This is a genomic window from Geothrix edaphica (assembly GCF_030268045.1).
Classification (GTDB): domain Bacteria; phylum Acidobacteriota; class Holophagae; order Holophagales; family Holophagaceae; genus Geothrix; species Geothrix edaphica.
Genome location: NZ_BSDC01000001.1, coordinates 117,959 through 134,023 on the forward strand (window position 1 = coordinate 117,959; position 16,065 = coordinate 134,023).

The window sequence follows — 16,065 nt, forward strand, 5'->3', positions numbered from 1 at the left end:
CAGATTTCCTACTCGATGGGCAGCCGCGCCGCTACTCGATGGGCAGCCGCCCCTGGCCCAGCCGGATGATGGCGGGGACGTGGAGGTCGTCGTTGCCGCCGGGCAGTTCGCCGCTGGGGGTGGGGGCCTGGGGCAGGAGGCGGGTGGGCGTGGGACCCTGCTGCTCGCCGGCGGGCACTTCACCGTAGACTCGGCCGCTGACGCCGTTCACGGGCAGGACGGCCTGGCCGTCGACGGGCTGGACCACCAGGGTGGGGGCATGCAGGGGCGCGGAGTTGGACTCCACGGCGCCGCCCAGGTGCAGGCTCTGGCGGCGATCCTCCAGGAGCTTCTCCTCCTGGTCGAAGCCGCTGGCCAGGACGGTGACGAGCACGCGATCCTCCATGCCCTCGCCCTCCACGGTGCAGGCCTTGATGTCGGGCCGGCCGCTGTAGTGGTCCTGCAGGTAGTTCATGGCGGTCTCGATGGCCGAAGCCTCCATGACCTCCCAGTCGGCGGTGATGGACACCATGACGTTGGCCGCCGCGCCGGTCTGGGCGCGCTCGAGCAGGGGACAGGCCAGGGCCTTCTTGAGGGCGTCCATGACGGCCTCCTCCCCGCGGCCCGCGCCGGTGCCGATGAGAGCCTCGCCGCCGTTGCGGAGCACGGCCTCGACGTCCGCGAAGTCGCCGTTGATGATGCCGGGCTTGAGGATGAGGTCCGCGATGCCCCGCACGCCCTGGATGAGCACGCCGTCCGCCACGCGGAAGGCCTCCTTCATGGTCACGCGGGCGTCGCAGACGGCCTTCAGGCGCTCATTGCTCACCACGATGACGGTGTCGGCGGTGTCCCGCAGGTTGGCCAGGCCGGCGAGGGCGAGGTCGCCCTTCTTGCGGCCCTCCCAGGCGAAGGGCGTGAGCACCACGGCCACGGTGAGGGCCCCCAACTCCCGGGCGAAGCTGGCCAGCACCGGCGCGGCGCCCGTGCCCGTGCCGCCGCCCATGCCGCCGGTGATGAAGATCATGTCGGCGCCCTGGAGGGCCGCCAGCACTTCCTCGCGGCTCTCCTCGGCGGCCACAGCCCCGCGTTCGGCGCTGCCGCCCGCGCCCAGGCCCCGGCTGCTCTGGGGTCCCAGGGGCAGCTTCACGTGGGCCTTGCTCTGGGAGAGGCTCTGCTGATCCGTGTTCATGGCGATGAACTGCACGCCGGTGACACCGCTCTCGATCATGCGGTTGATGGCGTTGCAGCCCGCGCCGCCCACGCCGAGCACCTTGATGTTCGCGCCGGGCAGGCTGTGGGGGCAGGGGAGGAAGGGGGTCTCGGACATCGGAACTCCCGAAGAGGGCAGTGCTGAAGGCATGGCTAGAACATCTTCTTGATGCGGCCGAGGAAACCATCGCCCCGGTCCTGCTTGCCGCGGGTCTCGGTCATGTCCCGGGCGAGGGACTTCACCGCGCCGAGGGCATTCACGAAGTAGGGGTTGCCGGTGGCCTGGGGCAGGCCGGAGACGCCCAGGATGCGGCCCAGCACCACGCGGGGGCGGCCCAGGATGGTCTGCGCCAGAATGGCGAGGTGCGTGAGGAGCGCGCCGCCGCCCACCAGGTGCACGCCGCCGTGGATCTCGTGCATGAGGCCCGTGCGGCCCATCTCCGCCAGCACCAGGTTCAGCAGCTCCGCGGCCCGGGCCTGGAGCACCTCGGCGATCTCGCGGCGGGAGACCAGGCGGCCCTCCTCCTCGAGTTCGACGGATTCCTCGGCGGGCACGTGGGCATGCAGCACCGTGCCGAACCGGATCTTGATGCGCTCGGAGGCGGCGATGCCGCCCAGGTGCTTGGTGATCTCCAGGTCGCGGGTGAAATGCATGCCGCCGATGGGGATCACCGCGGAGTGGAACAGGGTGCCGTGCAGGAAGATGCCCAGGTGGGTGAGGTGCTCGCCGATATCCACCACCACCGCGCCGTTCTCGCGGTCCTCGCGGCTCAGCACGGCCTCGGCGCTGGCCAGGGGCGAGTACATCAGCTCGGCGCCGTGGAGCCCGGCGTTCTTGAGGGCCAGGTTGATGTTCATGATGACGGGGCTGGGCGCGACGATGATGCGGACCTCCGCCTCCAGCGACTCGCCGAACATGCCCACGGGGTTGCGGATGTCCCGCTGGCCCTTGATGTGGAACATCTGGGGGATGCGGTGGAGGACCAGCTCCTCCTTGGCCAGCTTGCAGCCGTTGGTGGCCTGCTCCAGCACCCGGTCGCGGTCCGAGGCGGTGATGATCTTGTCGCCACTGCTGATGGTGATGGAGTCGCGGAGGTTCTCGCCCTTGAACTGGATGCCGTCCACGGCCACGCGGATGCCATCCACCTTGGTCTGGCCCGCGGTGTTCATGGCCTCCTCCACGGCCCGCACGATGGCGCGGGTGCAGAGGTCCATGTCGGTGATCTGGCCCTGGGTGAACCCGCCCTGAGGCGAGGCCTGGCCCGTGCCCGTCACGTTCAGCGTCCCGTCTTCCTCCTGGACGGCCACCACCGCCACCACTTTGCTTGCACCAAGGTCGAGCCCTAGGAGAACGGCGCGCTGAGGCATGAAGATCCTTTTCCTTGCTCTAGGTTTACACCAGTTCCGTGCCAGGTTCGAGCCTTTGCGCACGGAAAAAACGCCGCTTTCTTCCCGCGGAGGTCAGCGTGGGGTCTTGGTGGAGGCCGGGGCCTCCTCAGGCTCCCCCACGGCCACCTCCTCGTCCCAGCGGAGGTCGACGTAGCGGAGCCGGGCCAGATCCGGCCGCTGGGAGAGGCGATCCACGAACAGGCCCTGGAAATTGGGCACGTTTTTCGTCACATCCTGGCGGGACAAGTAGATCGGGGCCGGGAGCCCTTCGATGTAGGCCACAGGCCCCTTCGAGCTCCATCGGAACTCGGTCACCCGATCGTAAAAGCCGGCCTGTTTTTCCCGCAAAGTCCGTGCAGCGCTCACCAGACGGGCCAGCCCCTGGTCCGTCTGGCTGGCCGGGTCCACCACCACCGGAATGGGGCTTAGGTTCGCCTGGTTGACCCGATCCAGCAGGATGCCGTCGTCGGACACAAGGAACACACCGTTGCTGCGCACCAGCCAGAGGACGGGGCGCCGCTCCTCCACCACCAGGCTGAGGCGGTCGGGCGGATCCTTCCGGATCTGGAGGTTGCGCACCCAGCGCTTGGCCTCGATCCGGCTCCGCAGCTCCTCCGCATCGACCCAGAAGAGGGGCTTGCCCAGCACCAGCTTCTCGGCGAGGGCCTGGATCTCCGCCTGGCGCTCGCCTCGGCAGCCGCTCACGTTGACCTGCTCGATGGTGAGCTTCTGCAGCCCGAAGTACCGCGTGCCCAGCTCCATCAGGCCCCAGGCGCCCCCACCCAGCACCGCCACCGTGAGTCCGGCCCGCACCCAGGGGAACCAGGGGCGCTTCGGGCGGGTGCGGGGGAGCATGGACATGGGGGTCAGTCTACCGCCTGGAGGCGACAGTCCGGGTGGCCTGGAAGCCTCCTTTATCCTCTACAGAGCAAGAGGGAGCCCCATGGCCTCGATCGTCCCCGAAGGCATTCCGGATCTCCTCGATTCCCTCTTCCGTGCGGAGTCGCGGCGCATCCTGGCCTCCCTGATCCGGCTGCTCGGGGACTTCGACCTGGCCGAAGACGGCATGCACGATGCCTTCGCGGCCGCGCTGGAGGCCTGGCCCAGGGACGGGGTGCCGGAGCATCCCCGTGCCTGGTTGGTGTCGACAGGCCGCTTCAAGGCGATCGACCGCCTGCGGCGGTCCGCACGCTTCAACACCTCGCTTGAGACCTTGGCCGAGCTGCCCGACGAGGGCCCGCCCGGCCCCGTGGAGGAGGACGTCGACGATGACCGCCTGCGGCTCATCTTCACCTGCTGCCATCCGGCCCTGTCCCCGGAAGCCTGCACCGCGCTGACGCTCCGGGAAGTGTGCGGCCTGACGACGGAGGCCATCGCGCGGGCCTTCCTCACCGCCCCTTCCACGCTGGCCCAGCGGATCGTCCGGGCCAAGGCGAAGATCCGCGACGCGGGCATTCCCTATGAGATCCCCAGCCGGGCCGAGCTGCCGGACCGTCTGGACGCGGTGCTGAAGGTCATCTACCTGGTGTTCAACGAAGGCTACTCTGCGTCCTCGGGGGAGGCGCTGACGCGGCCGGACCTTTCGGCTGAGGCGATCCGCCTGGGACGGCTGCTCCTTGAGCTGCTTCCGGATCCGGAGGTGACGGGACTCCTCGCCCTCATGCTGCTGCAGGAGTCCAGAAGGGCCGCGCGGGCCTCGTCGGGGGGCGACCTGGTGCTGCTGGAGGACCAGGACCGGTCCCGGTGGGATCGCGCCCTGATGGCCGAAGGGAGGGCGCTGGTGGAACAGGCGCTGGCGTCCCGCCGGGTGGGCGCCTACACGCTCCAGGCCGCCATTGCCGCCGTCCACGCCGAGGCCGCCGAAGCCTCGGCCACAGACTGGGACCGGATCGTCGGGCTGTACACCCTCCTGGCCCGGGTGGCGCCTTCCCCCGTGGTGGACCTCAACCGGGCGGTGGCGGTGGCCATGCGGGACGGCCCGCAGGACGGACTGGAGCTCACCGACGCCCTCCTCGTGCGCCGCGACATGGCGGAGTACCACCTGGCGCACGCGGTTCGCGCGGACCTCTGCCGCCGCCTGGGGAGGACGGAAGAGGCGCTCACCTCCTACCGCCGGGCCCTCGGGCTGGTCCAGCAGGGGCCCGAGCGCCGGTTTCTTGAGCGGCGGGTGGCCGAGCTTCAAAAATAATTCGCAGGCCCCTGTCGAAATGGGGCCTGCCCGAACGACCAGGGGTGAAGGCGGTCAGAACGACCCCCATAGGAGCCACCCATGAAATACATCTGCTTCGGGTACCTCGACGTCCAGCAATGGTCGACCCTTTCCCCAAGCGAACAGAACGCCAGGTTCGACGCGTGCTTCGCCTACGATGAGGGCCTCAAGAAGGACGGCCACTGGGTCGGAGGGGAGGGGCTGCAGGGCCCGGATACCGCTGTCATGGTGCGCTATCAGAATGGCAAGGTGTCCGTGACGGACGGCCCCTATGCCGAGACCAAGGAGCTGCTGGGCGGCCTCCTGATCCTGGAGGCCAGGGACCTCAACCACGCCATCCACCTGATCTCGAACCATCCGGGCCTGAAGATGGGGCCCTGGGAGATCCGGCCCGCGGCGGACCTGGACCAGATGATCCGCGAAAGCGAGCAGCGGCGCGCCGCGTCCAGGTAGGCGGGCCGGGCGAGGGCTGATCCTCCAGAGTCAGCCCCGCCAGATCTCCACTTCGGGTTCCAGGGCCACACCTGAGCGTTCCCGCACCACGGCTTGCACCCGATCCATCAGCTCCGCGAACTCGGCGGCGGTGGCGTGGCCGTGGTTCACCAGGAAGTTGGCGTGCTCGGGGCTCACCTCGGCGTCGCCCACGCGCAGGCCCTTGAGGCCCGCCTGGTCGATGAGGCGGCCGGCGCTCTGGCCCGGCGGGTTCTTGAAGATGCAGCCGGCGTTGCGCTTTGACAGCGGCTGGCTGGTGCCGCGCTTGGCCCGGTAGTCGGCCACCTGGGCACGGATGGTGGTGGGGTCGCCCGCTGCCAGCTGGGCCGTGGCCGACAGCACCACATGGCCTCCCGTGAGGAAGCTCCAGCGGTACTTGAACTCGCCGGGCTCCGGCGCCTTCTCCACCAGGTCGCCCTCGGGGGTGAGGAAGCGGTAGCGCGTGAGCACGTCCACCCACTCGCGTCCGTAGGCGCCGGCATTCATGCGGATGGCGCCGCCCAGCGAGCCTGGAATCCCGCTGGCGAACTCCAGGCCCGACAGCCCCGCGGCGGCGGCGGCTTCGGCCAGGGCGATGTGGCCGTGGCTGGCGGGGGCCGTGAGCTGATGACCCTCTCGGGAAACCGTCTTCGGCAGGGCCAGGCGCAGCACCGGCGTATCGATGTCGCCCAGCACCACCAGGTTCGAGCCGCCCCCCAGCACCCGCCAGGGCAGGCCCTCCCGGACGCAGGCCCGCACGAAGGTCTGGGCTTCGGTCTCGGTGGTGGGCTCGAAGAGCCAGCGGCAGAGCCCGCCCACGCCCAGGGTGGTGAGGCGCGCGAAGGACACGTCCCGGCGATGCGGGACTTTGAGCAGATCATCGGGGAGGCGGCGCGTCATCGGGTTCAGTATGGACGAACCGGCTCAGGCGCCCGCTTCCGGCGTGGGCCGGAGGGAGGCCAGCACCATCTCCAGCAGCCCGTCGATCATGGCGCGGAGCTCCTCGGCGTCCTTGGCGGATTCCTTGAAGCCGTGGACGGCGCGGGTGAGGACGCGGGCGATCTGCCCGGGCGGGAGCGCCTTTGCGGGGGCCGTGGCGCTCAGGGGCGCGAGGATGCCCACCAGCTCGGCCTCGAAGGTGGCGATGGCCTGGTCGATGGCCTCCTTGGCGAAGGCGAGGCCGCCGTGGAGAGGTTCCCGCAGCTCCGGCGAGGCCTCGAAGAACCCGAAGGGACGCACGGCCCAGAGGTCGAAGGCGAAGCGGAGCTTTTCCAGGGGGGTGGGCCGGGCGTCCAGGCCCTGCCGGATCTCCTGCAGCGTGCGGGCCGTGAAGGCGCGGAGGACGGCCTCGAAGACCTCCTCCTTGTTGCAGAACACCAGGTAGAGGGCCGGCCGGGACATGCCCGCGGCGGCGGCGAGGTCGCCCATGGTGGTCCGCCGGTAGCCGAAGCGGAGGAACACGGATTCGGCGGCCTCCAGGACCCGGGCCTTCTTCTCGTTTCCCATGAAAAGAGTGTTGACAAAATTTGTCTGATTGTCAATATTGGCCTTCTGACATTATTAGTCATTGTGTCAAATCGATCATGGAGAACGACATGGCTCAAGAAGGTTGGACCTGGGCCCAGGTCCCCGATCAGACCGGCCGGGTGGCAGTGGTCACCGGGGCCTCCTCCGGCACCGGTTTCGAGGCGGCCCGCATCCTGGCGGCCTGCCGGGCCACGGTGGTCCTGGCCTGCCGGAGCCTGCCCAAGGCCGAGGAGTCGGCGCGGCACATTCGGGCGCTGCATCCCGGAGCCCGGGTGGAGGTCCAGGCCCTCGATCTGGCCTCTCTGGCCTCCGTGCGGAGGGCGTCCGCGGACCTGCTGGCCCGCTTCGACCGCCTGGACCTGCTCCTCAACAACGCCGGGGTGATGGTCCCGCCCCATGGGAAGACCGAGGACGGGTTCGAGCTGCAGCTCGGCACCAACCACTTCGGCCCCTTCGCACTCACGGGTCTCCTGCTGGAGCGCCTGCTGGCCACGCCGGGCTCCCGGGTGGTCACCATGAGCAGCGGGGCCCACCGCAGCGGCCGCATCTATGCCGACGACATGGACTTTGACGGCGGCTATCGGGCCTGGGCCGCCTACGGTCAGTCCAAACTGGCCAACCTCCTCTTCGCCTATGAGCTCCAGCGCCGCCTGGAGGCGGCCGGTTCGACGACGCGTTCCGTGGCCGCCCACCCCGGCTGGGCGAGAACGGAGCTCCAGCGCCATGCGGGCTGGATCCGCTGGCTACGGGCCCTGGGCCTGGAGGCCCTGCTGAGCCAGGAGGCCTTCGGCGGCGCCCAGCCCCTGCTGCGGGCCGCCACGGATCCCGCCGTGACCGGGGGCGAGTATTTCGGTCCCTCAGGCTTCCAGGAGCTGAAGGGGGCGCCCGTGCGGGTGCGGTCCACGGCCCGGTCCCGGGACGAGGGCCTCCAGCGCTGGATGTGGCGGCGCTCCGAGCAGCGCACGGGGGTGGTGTATCCGATCTGACCGTCTCCGCAAGACCGTGGCCCTGCTCTTTGCCGCCGCCGTGGCCGGGGGCTTCTGGGCCGCCGGCTCCTCCCCCGACTTTCTCAGGAGTTCCCGCATGGAACGATCTCCGCAGTGGCGCGATGGGCGCTTCCGCAACCCCCAGACCCTCTGGAACGACCCCTGGGGCGCCGTCGGCAGCCTCTTCCGGCGGGACCGGAACTCGACGCCCCGGGAGCCCCTGCCCGTGGCGCACCCGACCCGCGCCGACCTGGAAGCGGCCGCTCCTTCGGGCCTGCGGGCCACCTGGCTGGGCCATTCCACGGTGTACCTGGACGTGGATGGCACGCGCATCCTCACGGATCCCGTGTGGGGTCGCCGGGCCTCCCCCGTCGGCTGGGCCGGGCCGCGCCGCTTCTACGCGCCCCTCATCCCCCTGGAGGAGGTGCCCGTGCCCCAGGTGGTGGCCATCTCCCACGACCACTACGACCACCTGGACGAGGGCACCCTCCGCCGCATGAAGGACTGGGACACGCGCTTCGTGGTGCCCCTGGGCGTGGGCGCGCGGCTCGTGCGCTGGGGCGTGCCCGGGGCCCGCATCACGGAGCTGGACTGGTGGGAATCGATCCGGGTGGGCGACCTGGAGGTGGTGCTCACGCCGGCCCGCCATGCCTCGGGCCGGGGCCTGCGGGACAAGGACCGAACGCTCTGGGGCGGCTTCGCCTTCCTCGGCCCCCGACACCGGGTCTACTTCTCCGGCGACACGGGGATGTTCCAGGGCCTGGTGGACATCGGCGCTCGCCTGGGACCCTTCGACCTCACGATGATCGAGGCCGGCGCCTACAACCCCGCCTGGCCCGACTGGCACCTGGGCCCCGAGCAGGCCGTGGCGGCCCACCGGATGGTGCGGGGCCGCGTGCTCCTGCCCATCCACTGGGGCCTCTTCGACCTGGCCGCCCACGGCTGGACCGAACCCGTAGAGCGGGTGCTGGCCGCCGCGGGGCCCGCGGGCGCCACCGTGGCGCTGCCGAGGCCCGGGGAGGGCTTCGAGCCTGAGGCGTCGCCCCACCAGCGCTGGTGGCCCACGCTGCCCTGGAAGACTGGGGCCGAGGTCCCCATCCGTGCCACGCTGGATGGGCGACCCGCTGTGCAAGGAGGTCTGCCATGAAGGTCCTGCTCTTCGGCGCCACGGGCATGATCGGCCAGGGCGTGCTGCGCGAGTGCCTGCGGGATCCCGGCGTCAGCCAAGTGGTGGCCCTCGTGCGGAAGCCCTCGGGCCAGACGCACGCGAAGCTGAAGGAGATCGTCCACGGCGACTTCTTCGACTACCGGGCGGTGGAGCCGGACCTCGCCGGGCTGGACGCCTGCTTCTTCTGCCTGGGGGTCTCGGCGGCGGGCCTGCCGGAGGCCGAGTACCAACGCCTGACCTACGACCTCACCCTGGCGGCGGCGGTGACCCTGGCGCGCCTCAATCCGTCCATGGCCTTCGTCTACGTGTCCGGCGCCGGGACGGACAGTACGGAACAGGGCCGCACCATGTGGGCGCGGGTGAAGGGGCGGACCGAGAACGCCCTGCGCCGCCTGCCCTTCCGAGCCGTCTACCTCTTCCGCCCCGGCCTCATCCAGCCCCTCCACGGCATCCGGTCGCGGACGGGCTGGTACCAGGCCATCTACACCGTGCTGGGGCCCTGCTTCCCGCTGCTGCGGCGGCTGTTCCCGAAGGCCATCCTCACCACGGAGGAGCTGGGCCGGGCCATGCTCCGCGTGGCGCGGGACGGGGCACCGGCGGCGGTCCTCGAGGCCGCCGACCTCATCGCCCTGGGGGCGCCTCCAGCGCCAGCAGCCGCGCCTTGACCTCGGGCGACCCGAAGGCACTCCAGCCGCCGGGTCCGTCCGCCGCCGTCACCCGGTGGCAGGGCACGAGGATCAGCACGGGGTTCGCCTTCACGGCCTGGCCCACGGCCCGAGCCGCGCCGGGCCGGCCCGCCAGCAGGGCCACCTCGCCGTAGCTGATCGTCTGACCCGGGGCCGTGGCCCGCAGCGCCTCGGCCACGCGGCGCTGGAATGGTGTGAGGCCGGACAGGTCCACGGGAATGCGGGTCAGGTTCTGTGGGCTTCCCGCCAGGTGGGCCATGAGGCGGCGCACGGCCTCCAGAACCCAGGCCGGTGCCTGCGCGGCCTCCTCGCGGTCGAGGGCGTCTGTGAAGCGCAGGAGGCAGATCCCCTCCGCCGTCCAGCCCAGGCGGAGCCGGCCGAGAGCGGTGGCGAAGGTGAGGGAACGGCCGGCCATGCCGCTAGGATGGCAGGATGCGCTGGCTCGCCATTGACCACGGCACGAAGAAGATCGGCCTCGCCTTCTCGGACGAGCTGGAGATCCTGGCCTCGCCCTTCGAGGTGTGGCCCCAGGAGGAGGCGCGCACGCTGGACCGCCTGGTCCGGCTCTGCAAGGACGAAGGCGTGCAGGCCCTCTGCGTGGGCCTGCCCCGCCACAAGGACGGCGCCGAGAGCGCCACGGCGCCCGCGGCCCGGGCCTTCGGCGAGGCCCTGGCGGCCCGCACCGGCCTGCCCCTCCGTTTGGTGAACGAGCACCTCAGCAGCGCCGAGGCCGAGCGCCTGCTGCGGGAGCGCGGCGTGAAGCCCGAGAAGCGCAAGCTTCTGCTCGATGCCGCCGCGGCGGCCGTCATCCTGGGCGAGCTGCTGGAGGACCGGCGGGCCAGGGGGATTCCGGCTACCCTGCTGGACTGAGACCTTCACCCGGAGGGACCATGCGCATCGCATTCCTGGGCCTGGGGCGGATGGGCGACCCCATGGCACGCCGCCTGGCCGGCGCCTTCGAGCTGGCCGTCTACAACCGGGATGTGGTCAAGGCACAGCCCTTCGGACTGCTCGGGGCCAAGGTGGCGGGTTCCGTGCGGGAGGCCCTGGAGGGGGCGGAGCTGGCGGTGACCATGCTCGCGGACGACGCGGCGGAGGAGGCCATCACCTTCGGGTCCGGGGGCCTGCTGGAAGTCATGGCCCCGGAGGCCGTCCACGTCTCCATGAGCACCATCGGCATCGCCACTTCCGCCCGCCTGGCCGAGGCCCATGCCGCGGCGGGGCAGGGCTTCGTGGCCGCGCCGGTCTTCGGCCGTCCGCCGGCGGCGGCCTCGGGCCAGCTCTGGATCCTGGCCGCAGGACCCGAGGCCCAGGTGGCCCGCTGCCAGGCCCTGTTCGAGGCCCTGAGCCAGGGTGTCTTCCCCCTGGGGGAGCGGGCCGCCACGGCCCACGCCATGAAGCTGGCGGGGAACAGCCTCCTGGTCACGGTGGTGGAGGCCCTGAGCGAGGCCTTCGCCTATGGGGAGAAGGCCGGGGTGGCGCCGGAGACCACCCTGAAGATCCTCAACACGGCCCTGCTGAAGTCCCCCCTGGCCGAGGCCTACGGGGGGGCCGTGGTCCGCGGCGACTTCGAGCCCGCGGGCTTCGCCCTGCGCCTGGGCCTGAAGGACGTGAGCCTGGCCCTCCGGGCCGCCGAGGCCCTCCAGGCGCCCATGCCCGTGGCCAGCGTCCTCCACGACCGTCTGCTGGCGGCCGTGGCCAAGGGCTACGGCGACCAGGATCTGGCGGCCCTCTCCCGCATCAGCCGGGAGGATGCGGGGCTCTAAGTTCTCATCCCAGCCGCACGGTCCGCATGCAGCGCCCGGCCAGGCCGGGATTGTGGGTGACGAGGAGGGTGGTGGGGCGCAGCTCGGCGTGGAGGCTCAGCAGGAAGCCGAACACTTCTTCCGCCGTGGCAGGGTCGAGGTTGCCCGTGGGCTCGTCCAGCAGCCAGAGGGCGGGCCTGCGCACCAGGGCGCGGGCCAGGCCCGCGCGGGCGGCCTGGCCACCGGAGAGCTGGCCGGGCAGCCGCTCGCCGAGATCGCCCAGGCCCACGGTGGCCAGCAGCCGACCGATCCAGGTTTCCGCTTCGGCGGAGCCATCGCCGTCGATGAGGAGCGGCATGCGGAGGTTCTCCCGCACGGTGAACTCCGGCAGCAGGTGGGGCTGCTGGAAGGCCAGGCCCACGCGGCGGCGGCGGTAGAGGGCCCGGGCTTCGGCGCCTTCGGGCACGGGGCCGCCCCCCACGGTGATGGTCCCGCCCTCCCAGTGGTCGAGCCCCGCCACGCAGTTCAGCAGGGTGGTCTTGCCCACGCCGGAGACGCCCACGATGGCGCAGAGGCTGCCGGCCTCGACATCGAGCGAGAAGCCGTCGAAGACCGGGTGGGCGTTCCCGGGGTAGGTCTTGTGCAGGCCCTGGATGGAAAGCGGCTGTCCGATCATTCGGCCCTCAGCGCATCGACGGGATCCAGGGCGGCGGCCTTCTTGGCGGGGTAGCGCGCGGCCAGCCAGGAGACCAGCAGGGGGAAGACCGCCACCAGGACGATGTCCAGCAGCTTGAGCCGGAAGGGCATGTAGGTGATGAAGTCGTAGACGGCGGCGGGCAGCTTCAGGAGCTTCCAGTGGTCCAGGACCAGGCAGAGCGGCACGCTCACGCCCAGACCCCACGCCGTGCCCACGACGCCGATGCGCAGGCCCTGCAGCTCGAAGAGCCGCTGGATCTGCTTCGGCGTGGCGCCCAGGGCCAGCAGCACGCCCAGGTCGCGCCGCTTCTCCGTCACCAGCAGCACCAGGGATGCCACGATGTTGAAGGCCGCCACCAGCACGATGAGGCTGAGGATGGCGGTGAAGGCCCACTTCTCCACGGTCAGGGCGGCGAAGAGGGCCCGGTTGGATTCCCGCAGGTCCGTGGCCTGGAAGGCGGGGCCGAGGGCCTCCAGCACCCGGGGCTTCACCTTGGCGATGGCCTCGATGCTGCTGGCGCGGACCTCGATCATCTCGGCGCGGCCTTCGGTGTGGGCGATGCGCATGGCGTCCGCCAGGTGGATGAAGGACCAGGCCTTGTCGTACTCGGAGCTGTGGCTATGGAAGGTGCCCGCCACGCGGAAGGCGGCCACCTTGGGCTGCTGGCCCCCCAGGCCCAGTTCCATGCGGAACAGGTTGAGCGCCACCGTGTCGCCCACCCGCAAGCCCAGGCGCGTGGCCAGTTCCTTGCCCAGGACGATTTCGCCCTCCTTGAGCTGTTCGATGGGGGTGGGCTGCATGGAATCGAAGATGCTGGAGGTGCCGTGGGCCGTGGCGGGGTCCACGGCCTTCACCACCACGGCTTCCGGCGGCATCTCACTACCGGGGCGGAGCAGCAGGCCCTTCTCCAGCCGGATGGGAGAGGTGGCCTGGACGCCGGGGACGGCCCGGATGGTCTTCAGGGCGCCTTCCGTGTCCGGGATGTCCCCCGCCAGGTTGAACACCGTGAAGTGGGCCGTGGCGCTGAACAGGGTGGCCTGGATCTCTTCGTGGAAGCCGTTCATCACGGCCAGGGTCACCACCATGGCGAAGACCCCCAGGGCCGTGCCGCCCCGGGCGAAGCGCACCATGATCCGGACGAAGGCTCCCTTGCGGTGGGTCTTCAGATAGCGGTCGGCGATGGTGCGTTCAAACAAGGGCATGGCTCCAGGGTAGCCGGGGGGCTTGATTATTGCCCTCGGACACGGCAGCTTTGCCTCATGGCCGAAACCCCTCCCCGCTGTCTGCTCATCGCCCGCCAGGGCCCCGAGGACCGGGAGGACCGCATCCAGGATCACCTCCTGGAGCTGGCTGAACTCGCCCGGAGCTGCGGGTTCGAGGTCCAGACCCGGCGGATCCTGAAGCGGGCCCAGATCGCCACCCGGACCTTCTACGGCTCCGGCCAGCTGCAGGCCCTGGCTGACGAGGCGGCCCGGCAGGGGGTCCGCCACCTCATCTGCGACGACGAGCTGAGCGGCAGCCAGGTGAACGCCATCGTGAAGCTCACGAACCTCATCTGCCTGGATCGCACGGGCCTCATCCTCAGCATCTTCGAGCAGCGGGCCCAGAGCCGGGAGGCCAAGGCCCAGGTGGAGCTGGCCCGGCTCGAATACGAATTGCCCCGCCTGAAGGGCGCCTGGACCCACCTGGAGCGCCAGGGCGGCGGCGTGGGCCTGCGCGGCGGCCCTGGCGAGACCCAGATCGAGGTGGACCGCCGCATGATCCGCACCCGCATCAGCCAGCTCAAGCGGGAGCTCACCCACCTGGAGCAGGTGCGGGAGACCCAGCGCCAGGGCCGGCCCCAGGGCCTGCCCCGGGTGGCCCTGGTGGGCTACACCAATGCCGGCAAGACCACGCTCCTGAAGGCCCTCACGGGTGAAGGCGAGCCTCGCGATCTGCTCTTCGCCACGCTCGACACCACCACCCGCAAGGCCTGGCTGGGCCAGGACTTCGACCCCGAGACCGGCGCGGGCGACCCCGAGCCCAAGCATTGCCTGGTGGCGGATACGGTGGGCTTCATCCGGAAGCTGCCCCACCAGCTGGTGGCGGCCTTCCGCAGCACCCTGGGCGAGGTCCGCACCGCCGATGCCCTCCTGGTGGTGGCCGACGCCGCCCATCCGGACCTGGAGGAGCATCTGCGCGTGGTGGGGGCGACCCTCCGCGAGATCGGCTGCGCCCCCGAGGATGGGAACGCCCAGCCGCGCCTGCTGGTGCTGAACCAGGTGGACCGCCTGCACCGCCCCCAGAAGCTGGACCTGAAGAAGCGTCATCCCGGGGCCGTCCAGGCCTGCGCCCTCCAGGGCGCCGGGATCGCCGAGATCCGCAGCTGGCTGCGGGAGCTGATCCCCGGGCCGCCCCAGCCCCGGGAGCTGGAGGCCTGGGAACTGCCGGATCCGGCCTACTCCTGATCGCCCCGGGGCAGCATCCCCACGGTGGCCGCCAGGCCCAGGGCCAGCAGGAGGCGCAGGAAGAAGAGGTTGCGGCTGGTGCCATGGGCCTTGTTGTAGGCCACGCGGTCCGCATGGTCCGGCGCCAGGGTCTCGATGGGGGCGCCGATGCGGGTCCGGATGGCCCGCACCTTGGGGGTCACCACGAAGGTGCTGGCCAGGCACATGAGCATGGCCACCAGCCAGGCGGCGCTCCAGAGGCGCATGGGGCCGATGATCTCCTCCTTCACCTCGGCCATCCAGCGGGCGCCCCAGCTGAGGCCGGCCAGCCCGAAGGCCGTCCAGGCCGCCCAGTCCAGGCGCCCGAGGATCAGTCCGGCGATGTGCCCCGCCACGTCGCGGCTGGGCAGCTCCCGGAAGAAGACCGGCGCGGAGAAGATCCCGAAGCCCAGTGCGGCGCCGGCCCAGAGCAGCAGGAGGGCCGCCGAGAGGCGATCGAGGAGGTGGAGGCTTTTCGGACTCATGGATCCCCGGACTGAAACCTGAAAACTGAAGATCGCCCTACCACTCGTTGTAGGGGATCTGGTTGATGGGGCTCTTGTCGGCCGAGCCGCTCCGCACGCGGAAGACACCCAACTCGGCATCGGGGTTGTCGGGATCCGGGGGCTCCAGCTCCAGCTGCCAGGTGTCCCGGGACTGGGTGATGGGGTCCCAGGGGATGTCCCGCAGGTAGCCCAGCTCCCGCAGGGGACCCAGGCTGGAGGGGTACTTGCCGCGGTCCGCCCGGTACTGCTCCAGGGCGTGGTTGATCTGGAAGAGGTTCTCCTTCAGCACGGCCTCGCGGGCGACGGTCGTCTTGTACCGGTATCCCACCAGGCCCACGGTGGTGAGCAGGGCCAGGATGGTCATGACGACCAGCAGCTCCATCAAGGTGAACCCGCGCTGGCGGGAAGGGAAAAAGCGCATGGGATTACCTTACCTCAATGGGCTGCGGGCCGCCGCGCCCCGGTTCCGGAAGCTGGCATTCTGGGGCCTTTCCAGGAGATTCCATGGCTCCCGAGCTGGATCTGGCCCTCACCCTCCTCGACCAGGCCTATGACTGCAAGTCCTGGCATGGCGCCAATCTGAAGGGGGCCCTGCGGGGCCTGACCGCCGCGGATGCGGCCCGTCGGCCCGGCCCCGGGCGCCCCTCGATCCACGAGCTGGTGGTCCATCTGGCCTACTGGAAATACGCTGTGCTGCGCCAGCTGGTGGACCTGCCCCGGGGCGCCTTTCCTCTGAAGGGCTCGAACTGGTTCCCCCGTGCTGAAGCCGAGGCCGCTCAGTGGAAGGGCGATCTGGCCCTGCTGGACCGCATGCACCGTGAGCTGCGGGCGGCGGTGGCGGCCCTGAAGCCGGCCGACCTGGATCGTCCCTCCGCCAAGGCCAAGTACCGCCTCCGGGACCTGATCCTCGGCGTCGCCGCCCACGACCTGCACCACGGCGGGCAGATCCAGCTCATCAAGCGGCTGGGAACGGGGCGTTAGAGCACGCCCCTCTTCTTCTGATCCAGCTCAATGGTCGCGACCGCCGG

The 16,065-nt window shown here is 70.7% G+C and carries 19 protein-coding genes; 9 read left to right on the forward strand and 10 right to left on the reverse strand.

All coding sequences use genetic code 11. From position 1 onward, the window contains the following. Nucleotides 1-31 precede the first annotated feature (31 nt). The 3 genes from ftsZ to QSJ30_RS00555 all read right to left on the reverse strand — a co-directional run bounded on the left by ftsZ (nt 32) and on the right by QSJ30_RS00555 (nt 3,438). The gene (ftsZ, locus tag QSJ30_RS00545) at nt 32-1,306 is read right to left on the reverse strand and encodes a cell division protein FtsZ (RefSeq protein WP_285605830.1); all 1,275 of its coding nucleotides are present in this window, start codon (nt 1,304-1,306) and stop codon (nt 32-34) included. Nucleotides 1,307-1,341: 35 nt separating this feature from the next. Continuing rightward, complete coding sequence (gene ftsA, locus QSJ30_RS00550; protein WP_285605831.1) at nt 1,342-2,556, reverse strand: cell division protein FtsA; 1,215 nt, start codon at nt 2,554-2,556, stop codon at nt 1,342-1,344. 93 nt (nt 2,557-2,649) lie between these two features. Continuing rightward, nucleotides 2,650-3,438, reverse strand: coding sequence for a cell division protein FtsQ/DivIB (locus QSJ30_RS00555; RefSeq protein ID WP_285605832.1), 789 nt, complete (start codon nt 3,436-3,438; stop codon nt 2,650-2,652). An 82-nt stretch (nt 3,439-3,520) separates the two neighbouring features. Here QSJ30_RS00555 and QSJ30_RS00560 point away from each other — a divergent pair, with 82 nt between their 5' ends. Beyond that, nucleotides 3,521-4,765, forward strand: a complete 1,245-nt coding sequence (locus tag QSJ30_RS00560) for an RNA polymerase sigma factor (protein WP_285605833.1) — start codon at nt 3,521-3,523, stop codon at nt 4,763-4,765. An 81-nt stretch (nt 4,766-4,846) separates the two neighbouring features. Next, the gene (locus QSJ30_RS00565) at nt 4,847-5,239 is read left to right on the forward strand and encodes a YciI family protein (RefSeq protein ID WP_285605834.1); all 393 of its coding nucleotides are present in this window, start codon (nt 4,847-4,849) and stop codon (nt 5,237-5,239) included. Between the two features lie 30 nt (nt 5,240-5,269). Here QSJ30_RS00565 and murB read toward each other — a convergent pair whose 3' ends face one another. Continuing rightward, the gene (gene murB / locus QSJ30_RS00570; protein ID WP_285605835.1) at nt 5,270-6,157 is read right to left on the reverse strand and encodes a UDP-N-acetylmuramate dehydrogenase; all 888 of its coding nucleotides are present in this window, start codon (nt 6,155-6,157) and stop codon (nt 5,270-5,272) included. A gap of 24 nt (nt 6,158-6,181) precedes the next feature. Beyond that, nucleotides 6,182-6,763, reverse strand: a complete 582-nt coding sequence (locus QSJ30_RS00575; RefSeq protein ID WP_285605836.1) for a TetR/AcrR family transcriptional regulator — start codon at nt 6,761-6,763, stop codon at nt 6,182-6,184. An 89-nt stretch (nt 6,764-6,852) separates the two neighbouring features. Between QSJ30_RS00575 and QSJ30_RS00580 the strand changes: the two genes are divergently transcribed. The 3 genes from QSJ30_RS00580 to QSJ30_RS00590 all read left to right on the forward strand — a co-directional run bounded on the left by QSJ30_RS00580 (nt 6,853) and on the right by QSJ30_RS00590 (nt 9,603). Next, complete coding sequence (locus QSJ30_RS00580; protein ID WP_285605837.1) at nt 6,853-7,770, forward strand: oxidoreductase; 918 nt, start codon at nt 6,853-6,855, stop codon at nt 7,768-7,770. Between the two features lie 97 nt (nt 7,771-7,867). Next, nucleotides 7,868-8,917: an MBL fold metallo-hydrolase gene (locus tag QSJ30_RS00585; protein WP_285605838.1), complete on the forward strand. Its 1,050-nt coding sequence runs from the start codon at nt 7,868-7,870 to the stop codon at nt 8,915-8,917. Further along, the gene (locus QSJ30_RS00590) at nt 8,914-9,603 is read left to right on the forward strand and encodes an NAD(P)H-binding protein (RefSeq protein ID WP_285605839.1); all 690 of its coding nucleotides are present in this window, start codon (nt 8,914-8,916) and stop codon (nt 9,601-9,603) included. The genes QSJ30_RS00585 and QSJ30_RS00590 overlap by 4 nt, the downstream gene beginning before the upstream one ends. Here QSJ30_RS00590 and QSJ30_RS00595 read toward each other — a convergent pair. After that, nucleotides 9,560-10,039, reverse strand: a complete 480-nt coding sequence (locus QSJ30_RS00595) for a methylated-DNA--[protein]-cysteine S-methyltransferase (protein ID WP_285605840.1) — start codon at nt 10,037-10,039, stop codon at nt 9,560-9,562. The two genes, QSJ30_RS00590 and QSJ30_RS00595, sit on opposite strands and share 44 nt — an antisense overlap. A gap of 17 nt (nt 10,040-10,056) precedes the next feature. On the opposite strand from QSJ30_RS00595, the gene ruvX reads away from it, so the two are divergent. Together ruvX and QSJ30_RS00605 are read left to right on the forward strand one after the other, a co-directional pair. Next, nucleotides 10,057-10,494, forward strand: a complete 438-nt coding sequence (gene ruvX / locus QSJ30_RS00600; RefSeq protein ID WP_285605841.1) for a Holliday junction resolvase RuvX — start codon at nt 10,057-10,059, stop codon at nt 10,492-10,494. A gap of 20 nt (nt 10,495-10,514) precedes the next feature. Continuing rightward, nucleotides 10,515-11,390, forward strand: a complete 876-nt coding sequence (locus QSJ30_RS00605) for an NAD(P)-dependent oxidoreductase (protein WP_285605842.1) — start codon at nt 10,515-10,517, stop codon at nt 11,388-11,390. Between the two features lie 4 nt (nt 11,391-11,394). On the opposite strand, the gene QSJ30_RS00610 is transcribed toward QSJ30_RS00605, so the two are convergent. Both QSJ30_RS00610 and QSJ30_RS00615 read right to left on the reverse strand, forming a co-directional pair. Next, on the reverse strand, nt 11,395-12,045 hold the full coding sequence (locus QSJ30_RS00610) for an ABC transporter ATP-binding protein (RefSeq protein ID WP_285605843.1): 651 nt from the start codon (nt 12,043-12,045) through the stop codon (nt 11,395-11,397). Beyond that, complete coding sequence (locus QSJ30_RS00615) at nt 12,042-13,268, reverse strand: ABC transporter permease (protein WP_285605844.1); 1,227 nt, start codon at nt 13,266-13,268, stop codon at nt 12,042-12,044. The genes QSJ30_RS00610 and QSJ30_RS00615 overlap by 4 nt, the downstream gene beginning before the upstream one ends. A gap of 57 nt (nt 13,269-13,325) precedes the next feature. Between QSJ30_RS00615 and hflX the strand changes: the two genes are divergently transcribed. Continuing rightward, on the forward strand, nt 13,326-14,513 hold the full coding sequence (hflX, locus tag QSJ30_RS00620) for a GTPase HflX (RefSeq protein ID WP_285605845.1): 1,188 nt from the start codon (nt 13,326-13,328) through the stop codon (nt 14,511-14,513). Here the strand turns inward: hflX and QSJ30_RS00625 are convergent. Together QSJ30_RS00625 and QSJ30_RS00630 are read right to left on the reverse strand one after the other, a co-directional pair. Then, on the reverse strand, nt 14,504-15,016 hold the full coding sequence (locus QSJ30_RS00625; protein WP_285605846.1) for a DUF4149 domain-containing protein: 513 nt from the start codon (nt 15,014-15,016) through the stop codon (nt 14,504-14,506). The two genes, hflX and QSJ30_RS00625, sit on opposite strands and share 10 nt — an antisense overlap. A gap of 37 nt (nt 15,017-15,053) precedes the next feature. Continuing rightward, complete coding sequence (locus QSJ30_RS00630) at nt 15,054-15,458, reverse strand: type II secretion system protein (RefSeq protein WP_285605847.1); 405 nt, start codon at nt 15,456-15,458, stop codon at nt 15,054-15,056. An 83-nt stretch (nt 15,459-15,541) separates the two neighbouring features. Here QSJ30_RS00630 and QSJ30_RS00635 point away from each other — a divergent pair, with 83 nt between their 5' ends. Next, nucleotides 15,542-16,018 (forward strand): DinB family protein, encoded by a 477-nt coding sequence (locus QSJ30_RS00635; protein ID WP_285605848.1) that lies wholly within the window; start codon nt 15,542-15,544, stop codon nt 16,016-16,018. The last annotated feature ends 47 nt before the right edge of the window (nt 16,019-16,065 follow it).